General features: G+C 50.2%; 16 protein-coding genes and 1 tRNA gene. 8 read left to right on the forward strand and 9 right to left on the reverse strand.

What is annotated here, in order from left to right; all coding sequences use genetic code 11:
* Nucleotides 1–125 precede the first annotated feature (125 nt).
* The gene (locus tag AC07P6_RS08820) at nucleotides 126–1,787 is read left to right on the forward strand and encodes an alpha-keto acid decarboxylase family protein (protein WP_478316967.1); all 1,662 of its coding nucleotides are present in this window, start codon (nucleotides 126–128) and stop codon (nucleotides 1,785–1,787) included.
* Here AC07P6_RS08820 and AC07P6_RS08825 read toward each other — a convergent pair.
* Nucleotides 1,784–3,019, reverse strand: a complete 1,236-nt coding sequence (locus AC07P6_RS08825) for an ion channel protein (RefSeq protein WP_434662196.1) — start codon at nucleotides 3,017–3,019, stop codon at nucleotides 1,784–1,786. The genes AC07P6_RS08820 and AC07P6_RS08825 overlap by 4 nt on opposite strands.
* A gap of 263 nt (nucleotides 3,020–3,282) precedes the next feature.
* On the opposite strand from AC07P6_RS08825, the gene glk reads away from it, so the two are divergent.
* Nucleotides 3,283–4,248 (forward strand): glucokinase, encoded by a 966-nt coding sequence (gene glk / locus AC07P6_RS08830; RefSeq protein ID WP_478316049.1) that lies wholly within the window; start codon nucleotides 3,283–3,285, stop codon nucleotides 4,246–4,248.
* Between the two features lie 41 nt (nucleotides 4,249–4,289).
* On the opposite strand, the gene AC07P6_RS08835 is transcribed toward glk, so the two are convergent.
* Nucleotides 4,290–5,030 carry a LytR/AlgR family response regulator transcription factor gene (locus AC07P6_RS08835; RefSeq protein ID WP_182240875.1) on the reverse strand — a complete coding sequence of 247 codons (741 nt, stop codon included), beginning with the start codon at nucleotides 5,028–5,030 and terminating at the stop codon, nucleotides 4,290–4,292.
* Nucleotides 5,031–5,041: 11 nt separating this feature from the next.
* Nucleotides 5,042–6,739, reverse strand: a complete 1,698-nt coding sequence (locus AC07P6_RS08840) for a LytS/YhcK type 5TM receptor domain-containing protein (RefSeq protein WP_478316050.1) — start codon at nucleotides 6,737–6,739, stop codon at nucleotides 5,042–5,044.
* Nucleotides 6,740–7,119: 380 nt separating this feature from the next.
* On the opposite strand from AC07P6_RS08840, the gene alaC reads away from it, so the two are divergent.
* Nucleotides 7,120–8,358 (forward strand): alanine transaminase, encoded by a 1,239-nt coding sequence (gene alaC / locus AC07P6_RS08845; protein WP_181485415.1) that lies wholly within the window; start codon nucleotides 7,120–7,122, stop codon nucleotides 8,356–8,358.
* 45 nt (nucleotides 8,359–8,403) lie between these two features.
* On the opposite strand, the gene ypdK is transcribed toward alaC, so the two are convergent.
* The 4 genes from ypdK to AC07P6_RS08865 all read right to left on the reverse strand — a co-directional run bounded on the left by ypdK (nucleotide 8,404) and on the right by AC07P6_RS08865 (nucleotide 11,642).
* Entirely contained in the window at nucleotides 8,404–8,475 is a 72-nt protein-coding gene (gene ypdK / locus AC07P6_RS08850) for a membrane protein YpdK (RefSeq protein WP_077777854.1), read from the reverse strand.
* 801 nt (nucleotides 8,476–9,276) lie between these two features.
* On the reverse strand, nucleotides 9,277–10,140 hold the full coding sequence (locus AC07P6_RS08855; protein ID WP_434662198.1) for a hypothetical protein: 864 nt from the start codon (nucleotides 10,138–10,140) through the stop codon (nucleotides 9,277–9,279).
* Nucleotides 10,141–10,602: 462 nt separating this feature from the next.
* Nucleotides 10,603–10,674, reverse strand: a tRNA-Arg gene (locus AC07P6_RS08860).
* Nucleotides 10,675–10,748: 74 nt separating this feature from the next.
* Nucleotides 10,749–11,642 (reverse strand): formate/nitrite transporter family protein, encoded by an 894-nt coding sequence (locus AC07P6_RS08865; protein ID WP_478316051.1) that lies wholly within the window; start codon nucleotides 11,640–11,642, stop codon nucleotides 10,749–10,751.
* Between the two features lie 257 nt (nucleotides 11,643–11,899).
* Here AC07P6_RS08865 and mlaA point away from each other — a divergent pair, with 257 nt between their 5' ends.
* A complete protein-coding gene (gene mlaA, locus AC07P6_RS08870) occupies nucleotides 11,900–12,661 on the forward strand; it encodes a phospholipid-binding lipoprotein MlaA (RefSeq protein WP_110272228.1) in 762 nt (253 codons plus the stop codon).
* Nucleotides 12,662–12,722: 61 nt separating this feature from the next.
* Here the strand turns inward: mlaA and fadL are convergent, their stop codons facing one another.
* Nucleotides 12,723–14,087: a long-chain fatty acid transporter FadL gene (gene fadL, locus AC07P6_RS08875; RefSeq protein ID WP_304252530.1), complete on the reverse strand. Its 1,365-nt coding sequence runs from the start codon at nucleotides 14,085–14,087 to the stop codon at nucleotides 12,723–12,725.
* A 371-nt stretch (nucleotides 14,088–14,458) separates the two neighbouring features.
* Between fadL and AC07P6_RS08880 the strand changes: the two genes are divergently transcribed.
* The 4 genes from AC07P6_RS08880 to sixA all read left to right on the forward strand — a co-directional run bounded on the left by AC07P6_RS08880 (nucleotide 14,459) and on the right by sixA (nucleotide 19,052).
* The gene (locus tag AC07P6_RS08880) at nucleotides 14,459–14,743 is read left to right on the forward strand and encodes a YfcZ/YiiS family protein (protein ID WP_304252529.1); all 285 of its coding nucleotides are present in this window, start codon (nucleotides 14,459–14,461) and stop codon (nucleotides 14,741–14,743) included.
* Between the two features lie 159 nt (nucleotides 14,744–14,902).
* Nucleotides 14,903–16,213, forward strand: coding sequence for an acetyl-CoA C-acyltransferase FadI (gene fadI, locus AC07P6_RS08885; protein WP_478316052.1), 1,311 nt, complete (start codon nucleotides 14,903–14,905; stop codon nucleotides 16,211–16,213).
* Entirely contained in the window at nucleotides 16,213–18,357 is a 2,145-nt protein-coding gene (gene fadJ, locus AC07P6_RS08890; protein ID WP_478316053.1) for a fatty acid oxidation complex subunit alpha FadJ, read from the forward strand. The genes fadI and fadJ overlap by 1 nt, the downstream gene beginning before the upstream one ends.
* 209 nt (nucleotides 18,358–18,566) lie before the next feature.
* Nucleotides 18,567–19,052: a phosphohistidine phosphatase SixA gene (gene sixA, locus AC07P6_RS08895; RefSeq protein WP_110272233.1), complete on the forward strand. Its 486-nt coding sequence runs from the start codon at nucleotides 18,567–18,569 to the stop codon at nucleotides 19,050–19,052.
* Nucleotides 19,053–19,072: 20 nt separating this feature from the next.
* Here the strand turns inward: sixA and smrB are convergent, their stop codons facing one another.
* The gene (gene smrB / locus AC07P6_RS08900; protein ID WP_112212942.1) at nucleotides 19,073–19,624 is read right to left on the reverse strand and encodes an endonuclease SmrB; all 552 of its coding nucleotides are present in this window, start codon (nucleotides 19,622–19,624) and stop codon (nucleotides 19,073–19,075) included.
* Nucleotides 19,625–19,644 lie beyond the last annotated feature (20 nt).

Genomic DNA, 19,644 nt, shown 5'->3' on the forward strand with positions numbered 1-19,644 from the left:
TTTGCCGCTGAGTACACTCCCCAAACACGTAAATTTTGCTTTCCACCACATTTGTCATGCGGAATCTGGACAGTGCACCTGTGTATTCAATACTCAACTTACCTGCACGAGAAGAGAGTATGGATATGCAACCGACTTACACTATTGGCGATTACCTACTGGATCGTCTCGTAGATTGCGGCATTGACCGCTTGTTTGGCGTCCCTGGAGATTACAATTTACAGTTCCTCGACAGCGTGATTGCGCATCAGGACTTAGGGTGGGTCGGTTGTGCTAATGAGTTAAACGCGGCCTATGCCGCCGATGGCTATGCGCGTATCAAAGGCGCTGGTGCGCTACTGACTACTTTTGGCGTCGGTGAGCTGAGCGCACTTAACGGTATTGCCGGGAGCTATGCAGAGCATATTCCAGTCCTGCATATCGTGGGAGCCCCCTGTACCGGCGCGCAGCAGCGAGGTGAATTGCTGCACCATACGCTCGGTGATGGTGACTTTAGCCATTTCTCGCGTATGAGTGAGCACATTACCTGCTCTCAAGCTGTGCTGGCGACGGGAAATGCCTGCCATGAGATCGATCGCGTATTGAGCGAGATGCTAACTCACCATCGTCCTGGCTATCTGATGCTACCCGCCGATGTTGCAAAAGCAAAGGCTACGCCGCCAGCCAGCCGTTTGCTTATAGAAAGCTTGCCTGCTGATGAGAACCAACTGATCGGCTTTCGTGAGCATGCGGAGTTGATGCTAAGAAGCAGCCGTCGCGTATCGCTGCTGGCTGATTTCCTCGCCCAGCGTTATGGGTTGCAAAACACGCTCAGAGAGTGGGTGGCGAAAACGCCGATTTCTTATGCCACGATGCTGATGGGGAAAGGGCTTTTTGATGAACAGCAGCCGGGTTTTGTCGGAACCTACAGCGGGATCGCCAGCGCTGATAAAACTCGTGAAGCGATTGAAAATGCCGATACGATAATCTGCGTGGGGACGAGATTTACCGATACCATCACCTCTGGTTTCACTCAGCATCTTCCTCAGGAAAAAACAATTGAAATCCAGCCGTTTGCCGTCCGAGTCGGCGACCATTGGTTTAGCCGGGTTCCGATGGTTAAGGCGCTTGATATCCTTATTAATCTTGCCGCAAACCTGGCTGCAAAGTGGCTGCCCCCACAGGTTTCGGCTTTCGGTGTGGATAATGCAGCGGGCGATAGTCTGACGCAAAAAAACTTCTGGAGCGCGGTACAGAAACAACTACGTACTGGAGATATTATTCTTGCCGATCAGGGGACCGCAGCTTTTGGTGCCGCCGCACTCAAGCTTCCCGCCAACACAACGCTGATTGTCCAGCCGTTATGGGGATCGATTGGCTTTACCCTCCCGGCGGCCTACGGGGCGCAAATAGCGGCGGCGGACAGAAGAGTGGTGCTGATTATTGGCGATGGCGCCGCGCAGCTTACTATTCAGGAGATGGGATCGATGCTGCGTGATAAGCAACGTCCGCTGATTTTACTGCTTAATAATGAGGGATATACGGTTGAGCGTGCGATTCACGGCCCCGAGCAACGGTATAACGATATTGCGCTTTGGGACTGGAATCGCCTGCCGGAAGCTTTCGCCCCTGATATTCCTTCCCGCTGTTGGCGAGTCGCGCGTATGCAGGAACTGGAGGAGGCGATGGCCAGCAGCGTTACCTCAGACCGGCTGACGCTGGTGGAGGTGATGCTGCCAAAAATGGATATCCCTGATTTTCTGCGTGCGGTTACTCAAGCTCTGGAGGAGCGAAACAGCCGCGTTTAATCGCCGCGCTTCCTGGCGATCATTAGCGGTTTTCCGGCTAACATTAGCCAGGCCGGTAGCATAACGATACACAGCAGCGGCAACAAGGTAGAGTCCGGGACCACAACCGCGGCCATAAACAGGCTCAGCCAGCCATCCCGTGTTACGACCAGCGTTAGCCCGAGAATGGCGCAGGAGATGGTTATGGCTGCCGGGACGGCGGGAACGTGTGCATGCAGCATCAGCCCAAGCGCTACGCCGACGAATACTGCCGGGAAAATTCTCCCGCCGCGAAAGCCGCTGGCGGCGGCCAGCACCAGCGCCGCCAGCTTCACCAGTGCAATAAGCATGTAATCATTAGCGGTGAGGGTGAGGCTAAGCGCCAGTTGTTGCATCTCATCCAGACCTTTAAACAGCGTAACATGCCCGCCGATGATGCCCAGCACCCCTAATAAAAAGCCGCCAATCCCCAGGGTTAATACCGGACTTTTCAGGCTTTGCATCAGCGTATGCAGGCGCGGCAGGCACCAAACGGCAACCATACCGACGGCAATCGCGATAAGTGACACGATGGCACCGCTAATAATATCCACAAAGCGCAATTCAGGAAGATACGGAAGCGGTAGCGAAAATTGGGGATGAAAAAACAGGCTGGTGGTCAGTGAACCGGCAGCTGCCGCAAGCAGCGGTGCGAATAGCCGATCCCACAATGGGACATCGTTGCTGCTATTGAGCGTTTGCGAAAAGATGAGCGCAGCCGCAACCGGAGTACCGAATAGCGCGCCAATGGTGCCTGAGGCGGCAAGAATCGTCCAGTCCAGGGCACTGACTCGCGGGAATAATCGGGTACCAAGCGCGGCTGCCAGGGCAATATTCATTACCATAATGGGATACTCAGGCCCAAGACTAACGCCGCCAGCCAGACCTAAGATCAGTGCGGTGAGCAGGCCCGGCAGCGCGCTGATGCTGACAGGTGCGCCAATTAATGACTCTGTCGCAGGATCTGGCCCGGCGTGACCCGGGCTAAAGCGTACCACCAGTCCGACGGCGATACCGGTGCAGGTAAGAAGAGCGATAGTCCAGACCGGGCCGCTGGCATTAATGCCAAAACTCGCTGGCAGGCGAGTCCAAAGGATATTTTGCAAAATAGCTGCAACTTTCATCGCCACAATCAATACGAGGCTGGATGCGATACCAATGATGATCGCGGGTATCGATAATAACAGCATCGTTCTGGCGCGTGGGTGCAGCATGAATAGTATCCTTTTAAGTATCCTGGAGCGCTCATTGCCTTGGCGTTTTATGGGCGTCGATGCAAATGATGCTGAAACGATCAAGTAAAGATGCAGCCTGACAATTGTAAGATATTCGATTCACAATTTTTCATGAATTACAGTGCAACTGTGACGCAGATCGCTAAACCAGGGGTGCTTATGCGTTGGTCGTTGTTGTTAAGGCGCCATGAATTTACAGTGTGCCAAAAGAATCATTTTGACTTTAGCGGAGCCGTAACGGAATGACAAAATTTGCTTTAGTAGGGGACGTTGGCGGAACGAATGCTCGTCTGGCGTTATGTGATATTGCAAGCGGGGAAATCTCCCGTGCCAAGACCTATTCCGGGCTCGATTATCCAAGTCTTGAGGCCGTTGTTCAGGTCTATCTTGAAGAGCACGATGTCAAGGTGGAAGACGGCTGTATTGCCATTGCTTGCCCAATTACCGGCGACTGGGTGGCGATGACTAACCATACCTGGGCTTTTTCTATTGCCGAGATGAAAAAGAACCTGGGCTTCTCTCATCTGGAAATCATTAATGATTTCACAGCCGTATCGATGGCGATTCCGATGCTGAAAGCTGAGCATCTGATTCAGTTCGGCGGTGTGCAACCGGTGGAAGGCAAACCCATTGCCGTCTATGGCGCAGGTACCGGTCTGGGCGTTGCTCACCTGGTGCATGTTGATAAGCGTTGGGTGAGCCTGCCAGGCGAGGGCGGTCATGTTGACTTCGCACCCAACAGCGAAGAAGAGGGCATTATTCTGGAAGAACTGCGTACCGAGCTGGGGCATGTCTCCGCCGAGCGTGTGCTGTCAGGGCCGGGGCTGGTGAATCTTTACCGGGCGATTGTGAAGTCCGATGGGCGTCTGCCGGAAAACCTACAGCCTAAAGACGTAACTGAACGTGCGTTGGCCGATACTTGCATTGATTGTCGCCGCGCGCTGTCGCTATTTTGCGTCATCATGGGCCGCTTTGGCGGTAACCTGGCGCTAACTTTGGGGACTTTTGGCGGCGTGTATATCGCCGGTGGCATTGTTCCGCGCTTCCTCGACTTCTTTAAAGCCTCCGGTTTTCGCGGTGGATTTGAAGATAAAGGCCGTTTTAAAGCCTTTGTGCAGGATATCCCGGTATATCTGATTGTCCATGACAACCCTGGGCTGCTGGGTTCCGGTGCGCACCTGCGTCAGACTCTCGGTCAGGTTCTCTAAAGACGCCTTTTACCCGGATAAATCGTTTATCCGGGTCATCTCTACAGATGCATTAGCTGGCGAAACTCTTTGACCTTGCTGCGGCTCACCGGGACCTGAAACTCCAGGTCGCGAAGCCGCAGAATATAGGTATTGTTGAACCAGGGTTCAATTTCGCGAATTTTATTCAGATTCACGCAATATGAACGATGGCAGCGGAAGAAGTGTGCTGGCGGCAGCTTGTTACAGAACTCCGTGATATTCATCGGCATCACGAACGACTCCCGACGGGTATAAACGAACGTCATCTTTTCATGCGCTTCGGCGTAGTAGATATCATGGATGCTGGTCACAATGATGCGTTCATCTTTGATTAAATTGATCGTGTCGTTTTCCCGCGTTGGGTTGGATACCGCCCCCGTACCGGTGCTGACTTGCTGCTGTTGCCAGGCGCTGGTCAGCTTTTGCAGCATGTTAATAATGCGCGATTCCTGGTACGGTTTCAGGATGTAATCAAATGCCTCTAGCTCAAAAGCTTCTACTGCATGTTCTTTCCACGCAGTGATAAAGACAATAAAGGGTTTGTGCGCAAACTGGCTGATATTTTGCGCCAGCAGAACGCCATCCAGAGAGGGGATGTTGATATCAAGAAAAATGGCGTCAACTTTGTTGTGTTGTAAAAACTTCAGCACGTCCAGCCCATCATCAAAGGTACCGACAATCTCCATCTGACTGTGGGTGTTAATCAGCCAGGTAAGCTCTTGTTGCGCCAGGAATTCATCTTCAACAATGATGACTTTCATCTTATTTCCACTCATGATAACAGCGACTCCGTCGCCGCCTGGGGCGTATGCTGGGTCGGTATGTAGAAGGCAATTTCGGTGCCCGGCGTCAGGTGTCTAATGTGCAGGCCTTCGCCATATAGTAGCTTCACCCGATGATGAACATTCAGTAAACCGATTTTATTTCCCGGCATTTCATCAGCTTCCACTCTGGCGACTACCGCAGGGTCGATACCATTACCTGTATCCCGAACGCTAATTCGTACCCGATTTCCGCACTCATTAATACCGATGGTGACCACGCCTTTTCCTTTGCACGGTTGGATCCCATGGACGATGGCATTCTCTACCAGCGGTTGGATCAACAGGCTGGGGATCATGAAGCTCACTTCATCATCAATATCATAAATCACCGTTAGCTTATCGCCGAAGCGCGCCTGTTCAATGGCGATGTAATCTTTGATTTGGTAGAGCTCTTTTTTGATATCAATCTGCTCGTCATCTTTTAATTCAATGTTATAGCGTAAATAGCGCGACAAATTAAAAATCAGTTGCCGCGCGGTGTCCGGATTCATGCGAATGGATGATGAAATGGCGTTCAGGGCGTTAAAGAGAAAGTGGGGATTGATTTTGCTTTGTAGCGCACGAAGCTCGGCTTTGTTTGCCATCTCGCGAAGCTGTTCGGCGCGGGAAACCTCCAACTGGGTGGAGATAATCTGCGACAAGCCAATCGCCATTTCCTGCAGCGAAGAGGTGATTCGGTGCGCGTGGCAGTAATAGATTTTTAGCGTGCCGGTAACCACACCTTTCTCCCATAGCGGGATCACCAGCATGGAGTGAATTTCCGGCGTTCGATGAGCTTCATCATTATTTTTAATGATGATTTTTCCATAGCGGATCGCCTGTTGCGTCGTTGGGCTAATAAAGTCGTCGTTATCACGGTAGTTGATTTCTCCCACGCCGACATAAGCCATCACGTGCTGGGTATTGGTAATCGCGACGGCATCGGCATTGATATCGCGGCGGATGATATCGCATACCTGGCGCAGAGATTCGCTGTTTACATGGCGAAACAGCGGTAGCGTTTTGTTGGCGATATCGAGCGCCAGTTTTGCCTGACGAGCGGCGCTGGCTTCTTTCTCACCCTCAACGCTTTGCACCAACAGGACGATAAAACCGATGCAGACGCTGCCGAGGATCATCGGGATCCCAATTTTGGAGACAATGTCCATTCCTAGCGAGAGAGAAGGGGCCCACACCACGACGAGGATCATGGTCAGCGTTTCGCACAGCATCCCGGCAAGAATCCCTGCTTTCCAGCGTTGCGTTTTAGGGATTTTTCGACTGATAAAACCGGAGAGCAGGCCGGCGACAATGCTGGTGATGAAACAGGGGATGGCGGTGACACCATCGATATCGATGAGATAGCGATGCACGCCGGCAATCACGCCCACGATCGCTCCGACCCAAGGGCCAAATAAGATACCGCCGGACATGACTGCGATGATACGCACGTTGACCAGCGATCCCTCTACCGGCACGCCGGACCAGGTACTGAACAAGGCAAACAGGGAAAAAATCGCGGTAACGGCCAGCAGTTCTTTTGGTGTATGCGCGGATTTATGCAGAAGTTCGCGAAACAGGCGCAGACGGATAAGGAAAAAAAGGCAAATCAACATTAATGCCGCGCGGTCAAAAACTGCCAGCAGCATCGTGAATATTTCGTGCATGTGTACGCCGTGTTAATCGCGAGAAAGGAATATGATAGAAAACCTTGCAGCAGAAGGCTAGCCAAAGGCAAGAATAGGGAAAAGTCACACAAATAAAAGGGGATTGATGGCGAATCCTGGAGATTCAATCATCTCCACTCATTGTAGATAAATGAAGTAAATTAAAAGATATCAGTCTGTTAATTTTTATTAGTGAACTCACGTAGTCAGAGATGATTTGTGCCGTGTTTAGTGGCGTTGATGCCCGTTTTATTCACCAGCAATTATTTTTTATCTTCCCTCTCGACAACATGAATTTTTTCGGGTTATTTTCTAAGCGTGCCGCAACTGCGGCAGCGTCGCTCGGACGGTCCGGGCGCTAACGTTAATCTGAGGAATCTATGGCTGAATTCAGTCCTGAACGCCGTTTCACGCGTATCGATCGTCTCCCCCCGTATGTTTTTAATATTACTGCTGAACTGAAGATGGCTGCGCGCCGCCGTGGTGAAGACATTATTGATTTCAGCATGGGTAACCCCGATGGTGCGACCCCGCCGCATATCGTTGAGAAATTATGCACCGTTGCCCAGCGCCCTGATACGCATGGTTATTCCACTTCTCGTGGGATTCCTCGTCTTCGCCGTGCTATTTCACGTTGGTATCAGGAGCGTTATAACGTTGATATCGATCCTGAATCGGAAGCGATTGTCACTATTGGGTCGAAAGAGGGGCTGGCACATTTGATGCTGGCGACACTTGATCATGGCGATACCGTACTGGTACCGAACCCCAGCTACCCAATTCACATTTATGGCGCGGTGATTGCCGGAGCTCAGGTACGTTCAGTGCCGCTAGTGGAAGGTGTGGATTTCTTCAACGAGCTTGAGCGTGCCATTCGGGAAAGCTATCCGAAGCCGAAAATGATGGTCCTTGGCTTTCCGTCTAATCCGACTGCGCAGTGCGTCGAGTTGGAGTTTTTTGAGAAAGTGGTCGCGCTGGCGAAGCGCTATGATGTTTTGGTCGTGCACGATTTGGCCTACGCCGACATTGTTTACGATGGCTGGAAAGCGCCATCTATCATGCAGGTTCCCGGTGCGCGCGATGTTGCCGTTGAATTCTTTACGCTGTCCAAGAGCTACAATATGGCAGGCTGGCGCATTGGTTTTATGGTGGGCAATAAAACGCTGGTCAATGCGTTGGCGCGTATTAAAAGCTATCACGATTACGGGACGTTCACCCCTCTGCAGGTGGCGGCTATTGCTGCACTGGAGGGCGATCAGCAATGTGTACGTGATATTGCCGAGCAGTATAAGCGTCGTCGCGATGTGCTAGTGAAAGGGTTGCATGAGGCGGGTTGGATGGTGGAGTGTCCGAAGGCGTCGATGTATGTGTGGGCTAAAATCCCAGAACAGTACGCGGCGATGGGCTCGCTGGAGTTCGCCAAAAAAATGCTACAGGATGCCAAAGTCTGCGTTTCGCCGGGTATTGGCTTTGGTGATTATGGCGATACGCATGTACGCTTTGCTCTAATTGAAAACCGCGATCGCATTCGCCAGGCCATACGCGGTATCAAATCGATGTTCCGTGCAGACGGCTTACTCCCTGCCTCGACGAAGCTAACGAGCGAAAACCATGAGTAAAAAAGCGGGAGCCAACTGGCTCCCGCTTTTTTAACACCGTTTTGGCTAGATCATCAGGGCGAAAGTACCGGCCCAAACGATGACCATAAAAGAAATGCCCATCAAAAAGTATTTCACGACTCATCACTCCGTGCGCTCTGCGAGACGCCTAAATGAATTTAATTTTCATGGCCTGCTTTAACTATCGCCAACAGCTGCTGGCGTTAGTTGTCAATTCTGTGCTCTAACTGCTCCAGATGGCGCTAATGTACGCCTAAAAAAAGAGAGAGACAAGAGTCATTTTTTTATTAATTTTTAGTTACTTACGACTGTCGTGATTCGGCGACACATTAATTTCACTTGGTATTAAATTCTATTCTGGCGACGGCTGCTAATGACCAATTCCGTACCAGCGTAGCTGCTTGATTTTGAGATTCTTTCAGTTCCAGGTAACTTTGGAGACTCGCCCCCCGTTTTAGATAAACGGGGTTTTTTTAAAGGATTGCTTAAGGCGTTAAAGTACCTGCTGCCCTATGGCAAAAAGTGAAAGAACGGTGAGCTGGTGAAACTTATGGTGACCTGCTTGAGTAGTCATGTTGAATGTTGCAAAGCTCATTAGAAGGTGTGCACTCGTCACCATGTTGGATGTTTGCAACATGGTGACGACAGCGTTTCATACAGCAGCCAGGTTTTACAAAGAAAAAATCAAATTATCGAATGCTAATGTCCATTAAAAGATGATTTCATAATCACACTGATGAGTGTCGCTCAGGTTGATGTAAAATCAGTTATAACTGATTTTAATAATATTTTTAGGGTTCAGTTATGAAGTGAAGTTTGAGTACATGATTTATTTTATGCTTATCTTAAGCATCGCTTCATCGAGTAGGTTTTGCGATGCTGTTTTTATTTTAATATACAGACAAAATGATTTTTTTATCATTTAAAAAGAGTGCCTGAAGTTGGGCTGTCAGTATCTATGTAGTTTGAGATCATCCCTTCTGCACTGAGTTTCTCCATTACCATACTGAATGTTTTACTTTTGACGTTCTCCGTGGCATTCAGAATGTTAGTACTGAATGCTGGGTTGGAACGAATGATGTAATTGATGAATTCAAGTAAAAGCTTGTTCTGTGGGATAAATGAGTTATCGTGAATTATCTTATCCTCAAAAATATTTAATGGTTTTTCTGAAAATTCCAGGGGGCGACTACTGATTGTATGCTCGTAAATTTTTTCAATGGCCTGATTGGTGATGTACAGCTTATTCAACGAGATTGTCGGCTTCTCATCCTCATCAGGAGTAAAGTGGCAAAAGACGACATTCCTTGCTGGAGAGATAATGCTTATTCTTTGTTCTAAAAGGGTATTTTCTGGATTCTCCAGTATTTCCATTAAATTTCTGGAATGGCTGTACCACAGGCCTGAAACAGAAACTTTGAGTTTGAACTGTGTTACAGGAGAGCCGTATTGGGTCTCCAGATTGGGCTCACTTTCATTGAGCGTCAGGATAGTATTTATTTTTGAATGCTGCGACCAGGATCTCTCGCTTCTGCTGACTTCATCAATATTTGAGGAATTATAAAAATAGGGCTTATTACCGCCCATGTCATGTCTAATTGCACTTTTTAATGTCCCATGTGTTTTACCTAACTTAAGACAAAGGTTGATGGCTCCAATATCATGCCAGTGAAGCAAATCTTCTAGTTCACAGTTTAATAATTTTTGTGCACGCGAAATTGAACAGTATTCCAGCGGCGGAAGGTTGTTTAACTTCCATATGTTTCTTTCTTTTTTATTCATGATGGTATTGTTTTGTGAGAATAATGTTGAATTAACTTAAAATGTGTTTTGATGAACCTTTCTCATCTTTTGTGATGTTAACTTCATATTAACGAATTCATTAAAGGCTAACGTTAATCTTGTTTCCCATTGAGTCTAACATGAATGTTATTTAAGGCGTGCATTCTACCAGCTATTTTATAGCGGTTAAATATGTCTATGGTAAAAAACTTCGCTGATATGATAAGTTTAAATTATTATTTGTTATGTGAATTTATTTGGTTTTAATTATCTGCTCCGTGTATTTAATCCGGTCGTCATAGGCAGCAAGTATTTCAGTATGGTGCATTGTCAGGCGTGAAGATGGAGTAATAGGGGCGGGTAAAATGCTAACTTTGCTTGATAAGCACGAGCAACCGTTCAATGGTAAATCGGGCGATACGAGTGAATATATTGAAACGAAAGGGAGGAGGTGCTGGAAAGTGTCCCCTGCAGGAATCGAACCTGCAACTAGCCCTTAGGAGGGGCTCGTTATATCCATTTAACTAAGGGGACGAAGCGCCGGGATTATAGCGTTTTTTTCCTTGCAGGTTAAGCAGGTATGGTCTGACTGCTCAAACTGTCGCCACTTAATGCCCTTTTTTTGCTTTAGCCCGGGCTTTTTTCTCGTGGGCCATGTCGTTACGGATCTGCGCATGGCTAAGTAAGGCAAAAATAAAGGTCCCGCCGCAAATGTTGCCGGCAAGAGTCGGTAAAGCAAAGGGCCAGATGAATTCTTGCCACGGTAGCGTCCCGTTGAACACCAGATAGAAGATTTCGACGCTGCCGACGACAATGTGAGTCGTATCCGCGAGTGCAATGAGCCAGGTCATCAGGATAATGACCACAATCTTTGCAGAGCCTGCCGCAGGAAACATCCACACCATGGTAGCGACCAGCCAGCCGGAAATAATCGCATTCGCGAACATCTCAATGGGCGTATTGCTCATCACTTTTAAACTGATGCTCTGGAAGGCCTCAAGTGTGGGTTCATCAAAAACCGGCATGATATCAAATGCCCATGCGGCAATCGCGGTACCAATTAAATTACCTATCAAAACGACTCCCCAAAGACGCAACAGAAGGCCGATATTGCTCAGCGTGGGCTTATGCATTATGGGCAATACAGCGGTAACGGTGTTTTCGGTAAATAGCTGCTGGCGTGCGAGGATGACAATAACAAAACCAAAAGTGTAGCCCAGATTTTCCAGCAAAAAACCACCGGGAATTTCATCAAGATGTACATGAAAGATGCCTTTCGCTACCAGCGAAGCTCCCATTGAAAGGCCAGCGGCAATGGCTGACCACAGCAGCGCCATGGCATCGCGCTCAAGTTCTTTCTCCCCTTCCTGACGAATCTCTTCATGGGTCGCCATCGCTTGTGAAGGCAATCTCTCTTCATCAATCTCAATTTTCTCACCTTGTTGTTTTTCATCACTTTCTACTTCGATCTCTTCACTTTCATAGTGAGTTTGCGGATTCATGAATTTTCCCCTGCTATTGACCTTAATTATAAGCGTAGAGATGTTTCAGCTATCCGTGTCTGGATAACCTCCTAAATTCTTCACAATGACAAGATTAGCAATACGGACATTGCAAAATATGTATAGAATCGTGGAGCAACAATTATGCCAAAGAAGGCTATGCTGAAAGCAGGCACATGCTTATGGGCGATATCTTAATGGAGGCAGCTGTCCCCGGATAACCCCCAGCGATAGCTAAAATTAACAGGGAGACACCTATGAATTTTCGCCTGTCGGCGCTTGCGCTTGGCGCCACATTGCTGGTCGGATGTGCCAGTTCTAGTTCTGGCGATCAACCGCAGGGGCGTTCAGATCCGCTTGAAGGTTTTAACCGCACGATGTTCAACTTCAACTTCAATGTCGTTGATCCTTATGTTCTTCGTCCTGTTGCAGTAGCGTGGCGTGATTATGTTCCGCAGCCTGCGCGCAATGGGTTGAGTAACTTTACCAGCAACCTTGAAGAACCGGCGATTATGGTGAACTCCTTCTTGAAAGGCGATCCCTATAAAGGAATGGTGCACTTTACGCGTTTCTTCCTGAACACCCTCCTCGGGATGGGCGGTCTGGTTGATGTGGCTGGAATGGCGAACCCGAAACTACAGCGTGTTGAAGCGAGTCGCTTCGGCAGCACCCTTGGTCACTATGGCGTTGGCTATGGCCCGTATGTGCAATTGCCTTTCTATGGCAGCTTTACGATTCGTGACGAAGGCGGTGATATGGCGGACGGACTCTATCCGGTCCTCTCCTGGCTGACATGGCCGATGTCTATCGGTAAATGGATGGTTGAAGGGGTTGAGACTCGTGCACAGCTGCTGGATTCCGACGGTCTGCTCCGTCAGTCTTCCGATCCATACATCTTAATGCGTGAAGCCTATTTCCAGCGTCATGACTTTATCGCCAACGGCGGTAAACTCACTCCGAATGAGAACCCGAACGCTCAGGCGATTGAGGGCGATCTTAAGGATATCGATTCGCAGTAATCTATTTCTGGAAATAAAAAGGGTGAACATGATGTTCACCCTTTTTTGTCCCTTCAGATAATCAGAAGCGGTAGTTGAAATTTGCGCCGTACAGCCAGGCTTTGCCCTCGGACTTAAAGGTATACGGGCCTTCTTTAAATTCGACGTGCTGACCGTGCATATAGGAAACGCCTACATCCACTGATGCATCTTTATTAAAGGCGTAGGTCGTACCGGCGCTGAGCCACAGACGATCCTGGTCCGGAATAGAGATAGAACGATTGGAAGCCGGGACCGGGCTATCATCAAAGGCGATACCGGTACGGAAAGTCCAGTTATCGTCATAGTAATAGGTGGTGCCCAGAGCGATACGATAGGAATCCTTAAAACCTTCATCTTTATAGAACAGCGTTTCGCCACCGCTAGTTTTGGTTGCTTTCAACTCCTGGAACTGGCTCCAACTTGTATAAGCCAGGCTGTAGTGAACGGCCCATTTTGGCGCCACGCGGTTATAGCCTGAGATTTCCCACATTTCTGGCAGGTTCAATGTCAAAGAGCCGCCAATAGTGGAACCACCGGTGCCGTACGGCAGTCCGAGACCCAGTGCTGAATTGATAGGATTAAGTGATGACGGCAAGCTGCTCTTATAATCGCCGTCAAAATCAATTTTGATTTCAGAGCGATAGGTAAAGCCGTAGCGGTTGTTTTTATCGACTTCATATAAAATACCGGCATTCCAGCCGAAGCCCCATTCATCCCCCTTCAGGCGAGCGATTTGAGTATCACGACTGATACCGCCAGCCTGCTGACCAATCGCGGCTGCCTGCGCCGGGGAGAGTTTGCCTTCCTGCACCATGCCGGGCAGCTGCGCACCAATAATTTCCGGTAAATCACCTGCATAGCGCTCCAGCTTGGCTCGGGCATATACGGCGTCGAAGCCCAGGCCAAAACTCCAGTGATCGTTAAGACGATATGCACCGCTCAAATTGAGGTTTAAGGTTTCAAGGTCAGTAGTACCGCCCATTGAGCCTGCGGCAAAATCATTGTTGAACTCTGTGGCTAAACCATAGTTAGAAGTGAGGGAGGCACCCCAACCAAACTGCTCATTAATCGGCGCGACAAAGTGCAGGTTGGGCACCCATGCGGTTGGTGCAATATTGTCCTGGCTGGCATCGTTACCGATAACTGAACTACCGCTCACGTTGACATCAGGATCGACAAAAATAGCGCCACCAGAGAAGGTTGGGCGATCAAACATCATAATTAACGCCGGGTTACGGCTGGCGTTTCCCGCGTCATCAGCAATAGCACCTTCACCGGAATAGGCGCGACCAAGGCCGGATGAAGAGAATTCATTTAGCTGAAAGCCTGCTGACCAGGCCTGTGTTGAAACAATTGCTACAGCCACTGCAAGGGCAGATTGGGTAAAGCGGGTTTTCTGGCTCATGCCCATAACCTCATTGAGTTATTTTTATTTAAACAATGTTACATGCCGTAACAGAAGCGCGAAGTGTAGGGTCTGCTTTACGACAGAGAAATCAGACCAGTGCGCTGAGTATAGGTCTGACCAGATGATATGTTGCAAGTTTGTTTATAAGTTTTTTCAATTGTGATACGAAAAACGCGATCCAGCTGGCAAATTTGCTGTTGTACCTCATGTTCGAAATGGGGGATTTTTGTTTTGGATCATTTTTAAGTGTGATTTCGCTCACTTATCTCATTTGCCACAATTAACGGCTGGAGGCAGTTATTCGCCGGGCGTAAAATAAACAGATTATTTATCTGGCACCTTGAGTGCATATACAGAGGAAATCTACGATGAGTAAATGCAGTGCTGATGAAACCCCGGTTTGCTGCTGTATGGATGTTGGCACCATAATGGACAACTCCGATTGCACCGCCTCTTACAGCCGCGTGTTCGCTAACCGTGCCGAAGCAGAGCAAACGCTCGCCGCATTGAGCGAAAGAGCGCGTAACGTTGAATCCGAGCCGTGCAAAATCAACCCGACCTTTACTGATGTTGATGGTGGCGTACAGCTGGATATCGACTTCATATTCTGCTGTGAAGCTGAAACCCTGATTTTCCAGCTCGGCTTGCGTTAGTCTTTCCCCAAACGCCCCTTTCCGCAGGGGCGTTATCTTTTCTATCCAATGTGTTTTGGCTCCCACTTTTTCTGTTCCCCGATTGGCTTAATGTAAAATATTGGTTAAAACTGTTATCAGGTCAGACCACTTTGTTTTACCGGTTAACAGGGGAGTGTTATGAGTCAGGCATTACCGCTAGTCACCCGCCAGGGCGATCGCATTGCTATCATCAGCGGTTTACGTACTCCGTTTGCCCGACAGGCGACGGCGTTTCACGGCATTCCTGCCGTTGATCTCGGTAAGCTGGTGGTTGGCGAAATGCTGGCCCGCAGCGATATCCCTGTGGAAATAATCGAGCAGCTGGTATTTGGCCAGGTTGTGCAGATGCCGGAAGCGCCAAATATCGCTCGGGAAATTGTTCTGGGAACCGGCATGAGCGTACATACCGATGCATATAGCGTCAGTCGCGCCTGTGCGACCAGTTTTCAGGCGGTGGCCAACGTCGCAGAAAGCCTGATGGCAGGGACTATCCGGGCGGGCATCGCGGGTGGGGCTGACTCCTCGTCCGTGTTACCCATCGGTGTTAGCAAAAAATTCGCCCGCGTCCTGGTTGACGTGAATAAAGCACGTACCCTGAGTCAGCGCCTCAAGCTCTTTTCCCGCCTACGCTTTCGCGATCTTCTTCCTGTGCCGCCAGCGGTCGCCGAATATTCCACCGGCCTGCGGATGGGGGACACCGCTGAACAGATGGCGAAAACCTGGGGTATTACCCGTGAACAGCAGGATCAGCTAGCGCTTCGCTCGCACCAGCTTGCTGCGAAGGCCTGGGAAGAGGGCAAACTATCAGCAGAAGTAATGACGGCATATACCCCGCCTTTCCGTGAACCGCTGGTTCAGGATAATAATATTCGTAAAAATTCAACGCTTGCTGATTACCAAAAGTTACGCCCAGCCTTTGATCGTAAACACGGGACCGTGACCGCCGCTAACAGCACGCCGTTAACCGATGGCGCGGCTGCGGTGATTATGATGACAGAATCCCGGGCTAAAGAGCTGGGGCTTGTCCCGCTGGGCTATCTACGCAGCTACGCTTTCAGCGCCATTGCTGTCCAGCAGGATATGCTGCTGGGACCGGCATGGTCGACGCCGCTGGCGCTGGAAAGGGCAGGACTTACGCTGGCTGATTTAACCCTGATTGACATGCACGAAGCCTTTGCCGCGCAGACGCTGGCCAATTTGCAATGTCTGGCGAGTGACCGCTTTGCTCGTGAAGTGCTTGGGCGTTCACAGGCAACAGGAGAGGTTGATGAGAGCAAGTTCAATGTGCTCGGCGGATCCATAGCCTATGGTCATCCTTTTGCCGCCACGGGCGCGAGAATGATCACCCAAACGTTACACGAACTGCGTCGTCGTGGAGGCGGCTTTGGTCTGGTCACTGCCTGCGCTGCGGGTGGTTTAGGTGCAGCTATGATTCTGGAGGCCGAATAATGGAAACCCTGTCGGCATTTACGCTTGAGATTCGCCCTGACAACATTGCCGTGATTACGATTGATGCTCCCGGCGAAAAAATGAATACCTTGAAAGCCGAGTTTGCCAGTGAAGTACGGGCAATCATCCGTCAGCTTCGCGACAATAAAGACCTGCGCGGTGCGGTGTTCATTTCGGCAAAGCCAGATAATTTTATTGCCGGGGCCGATATCAACATGATTGCCCGCTGCGTTTCAGCCCTCGAGGCTGAAACGTTGGCCCGTCAAGGGCAGCAGATTATGGCGGAGATCCACGGGTTGTCGATTCCGGTTATTGCTGCTATCCACGGCGCATGTCTGGGTGGCGGCCTTGAGCTGGCGCTGGCTTGTCACGGGCGGGTGTGCAGCGGTGATGATAAAACCCGACTTGGTTTGCCTGAAGTTCAATTGGGCCTGCTGCCAGGTTCCGGTGGTACCCAGCGTTTACCAAGATTAATCGGCGTCAGCAGCGCGCTGGATATGATCCTGACCGGCAAGCAGCTTCGCCCGCGTCAGGCCCTGAAAGTGGGACTGGTTGATGAAGTGGTGCCGCAGGCCATTTTGTTGCAAACCGCAGTAGAGTTGGCGTTGAAAGGACGCCCGGTAAGCCGCACTGTTCCGGTACGCGATCGCATCCTCGCCGGACCATTAGGTCGTAGTCTGCTATTTCGCCTGGTGGCGAAAAAGACACATCAAAAAACGCAGGGTAATTATCCAGCGACCAAACGTATTCTACAGGTGATTGAAACCGGGCTGGCGCAGGGTTGCAGTAGTGGTTATGCCGAAGAAGCGCGGGCCTTTGGTGAGCTGGCGATGACGCCGCAATCGCAAGCGTTACGAGCCATTTTCTTCGCCAGTACCGATCTTAAGAAAGATCGCGGTGCGGATGCTGAACCCGGCGCGTTGCGCAGTGTAGGTATTCTTGGCGGCGGGCTGATGGGAGGGGGAATAGCTTACGTCACCGCCTGTAAGGGAGGGTTGCCGGTACGCATTAAAGACATTCAGCCGCGCGGGATCAATCACGCCATGAAGTACAGCTGGGATCTGCTCGACAAACAGGTTCGCCGCCGCTATCTGCGGGCGAGCGAGCGCGATCGTCAGCTGGCGTTGATCTCGGGTTCTACGGATTACCAGGGGTTCGCACATCGTGATGTGGTTATCGAAGCTGTGTTTGAAGACCTTGCTCTCAAGCAAAAAATGGTCAACGAAGTTGAGCAGCACTGTAGCGCTGAGACGATCTTTGCCTCGAATACCTCATCATTACCGATCGGTGAGATCGCGGCACAAGCAAGCAGGCCGCAGCAGGTTATCGGCCTGCACTTCTTCAGTCCGGTAGAGAAAATGCCGCTGGTAGAGGTTATTCCGCATGCGAGTACAAGTCAGCAAACTATCGCGACGGTGGTAAAACTGGCGAAGCAGCAGGGGAAAACACCCATCGTGGTGGCTGACAAAGCGGGCTTTTATGTTAACCGTATTCTGGCCCCATACATTAATGAAGCGATGCGCCTGTTGATAGAAGGAGAACCGATAGAACATATCGATAACTCATTGGTAAAATTCGGTTTTCCGGTTGGACCTATTCAGCTACTTGATGAAGTCGGTATCGATACCGGGACCAAAATTATCCCGGTGCTGGAGGCTGCATGGGGAGAACGTTTTAGCCCGCCTGCAAACATCATCAACGCGATTCTGAATGACGATCGCAAAGGTAGAAAAAATAATCGGGGTTTCTATCTTTATGAGGCGAAAGGGCGTAAAAGCAAAAAACGGCCCGACGCTGCGATTTACTTTTTACTGGGCGTTTCTTCTGCGCGGGAGCAATTGTCCGCGCAGCAGGTGGCGGAACGGTGTGTGATGATGATGCTTAATGAGGCAGCACGCTGCTTCGATGAGCAAATTATCCGCAGTGCGCGCGATGGTGACATCGGTGCCGTGTTTGGTATTGGTTTCCCGCCGTTTCTTGGTGGCCCGTTCCGCTATATAGACAAGCTGGGTGCGGGGGAAGTCGCGGCAATTTTGCAGCGCCTGGCCGCACAGTATGGCCCGCGTTTTACACCATGTGACACTTTATTACACATGGCTGAGCAGGGGGCGACCTTTTGGCCCACTGATGAACGGACGACCTAAGTTGTGGTCAAAGAAGGTAAATCCGGCAATGAATGATGCTGACCATTGGCTGTTTTGTAAGCAATAGTTGACTATACTTACGCCATTGAGGTAAAAAACAGCGTTTCATTCGTTGAATGGATCAGGCACAATGCCCGGCCACCGGGTCACCTGCGTATTGTTTACGTCGGTAAGACTACGGTGCTTCTGGTTAACAAAAGCGGTGCAATATGCAAGTTTTTATTATGCGTCACGGCGACGCTGCCCTCGATGCAGCCAGTGACTCGGTTCGTCCACTAACCGTCTGCGGTTGTGATGAGTCTCGTCAGATGGCAACCTGGCTGAAAGGTCAAAAAGTGGATATTGAGCGGGTTCTTGTGAGTCCCTACCTGCGTGCTGAACAGACGCTGGAGATTGTTGGGGAGTGCATGAATCTGCCGAAAGATGTCGACGTGATGCCGGAACTCACGCCGTGTGGCGATGTTGGTCTGGTCAGCGCTTATCTTCAGGCGCTGGCAAATGAAGGTGTGGCGACGGCATTGGTCGTGTCGCATCTGCCTTTAGTGGGGTACCTCGTCTCAGAGCTGTGCCCGGGGGAAACTCCCCCGATGTTCACCACATCTGCTATTGCCTGCGTCACGCTTGATGCTGAAGGCAAAGGTGAATTCACCTGGCAAATGAGCCCCTGCAATTTGAAGATGGCGAAAGCGATTTAATCTCCTCCGGGGCTGACGAACTACGGAAGCTCCGGTGGTTGCCACTCTTCAACTTCAATCAGTACCAGCAGTGCGGCGTCACCGCCGTACTCTTTTGGTGCCTGATGAAATGCCATGATCTGCGGATGTTGCGCCAGCCATAGCGGCGTTTGCTGCTTAAGAATGTGTTTCCCATGCCCGTGCATCACGCAGGCGCAGAACACATGCTCGCGACGACAGGCGGCAATCAACGCGCCCAGTTCCTGTTTAGCCTGCTGTTGGGTTAAGCCGTGCAGATCAAGGAATAGCTCTGGCGAATAGTCACCTCGCCGCAATTTTTTTAGCTCAAAATGGCTGACGTCCGAACGGACATACTTAACCGAGCCTTCGGTATTTAGCAGCGGCTGAAATTCATCGGAAAAGAAGTGGCTGTTGTCTGCCTGTTCCTGAAGTAACCGTTTTGGCGGCACCTCAGAGATTTTTTTGCGCAGCGGGCGGTGAACGATAGTGTCCTGTTTAATCTGACGCGTGCCGGTCATCAGTTGCCGGAACAATGCCTGATCCTCCTCACTTAGCGATGTTTTCTTTTTCATTACCTGGTCTCATTTTTTCT

The sequence above is a fragment of the Klebsiella sp. GFKo11 genome, assembly GCF_056490265.1.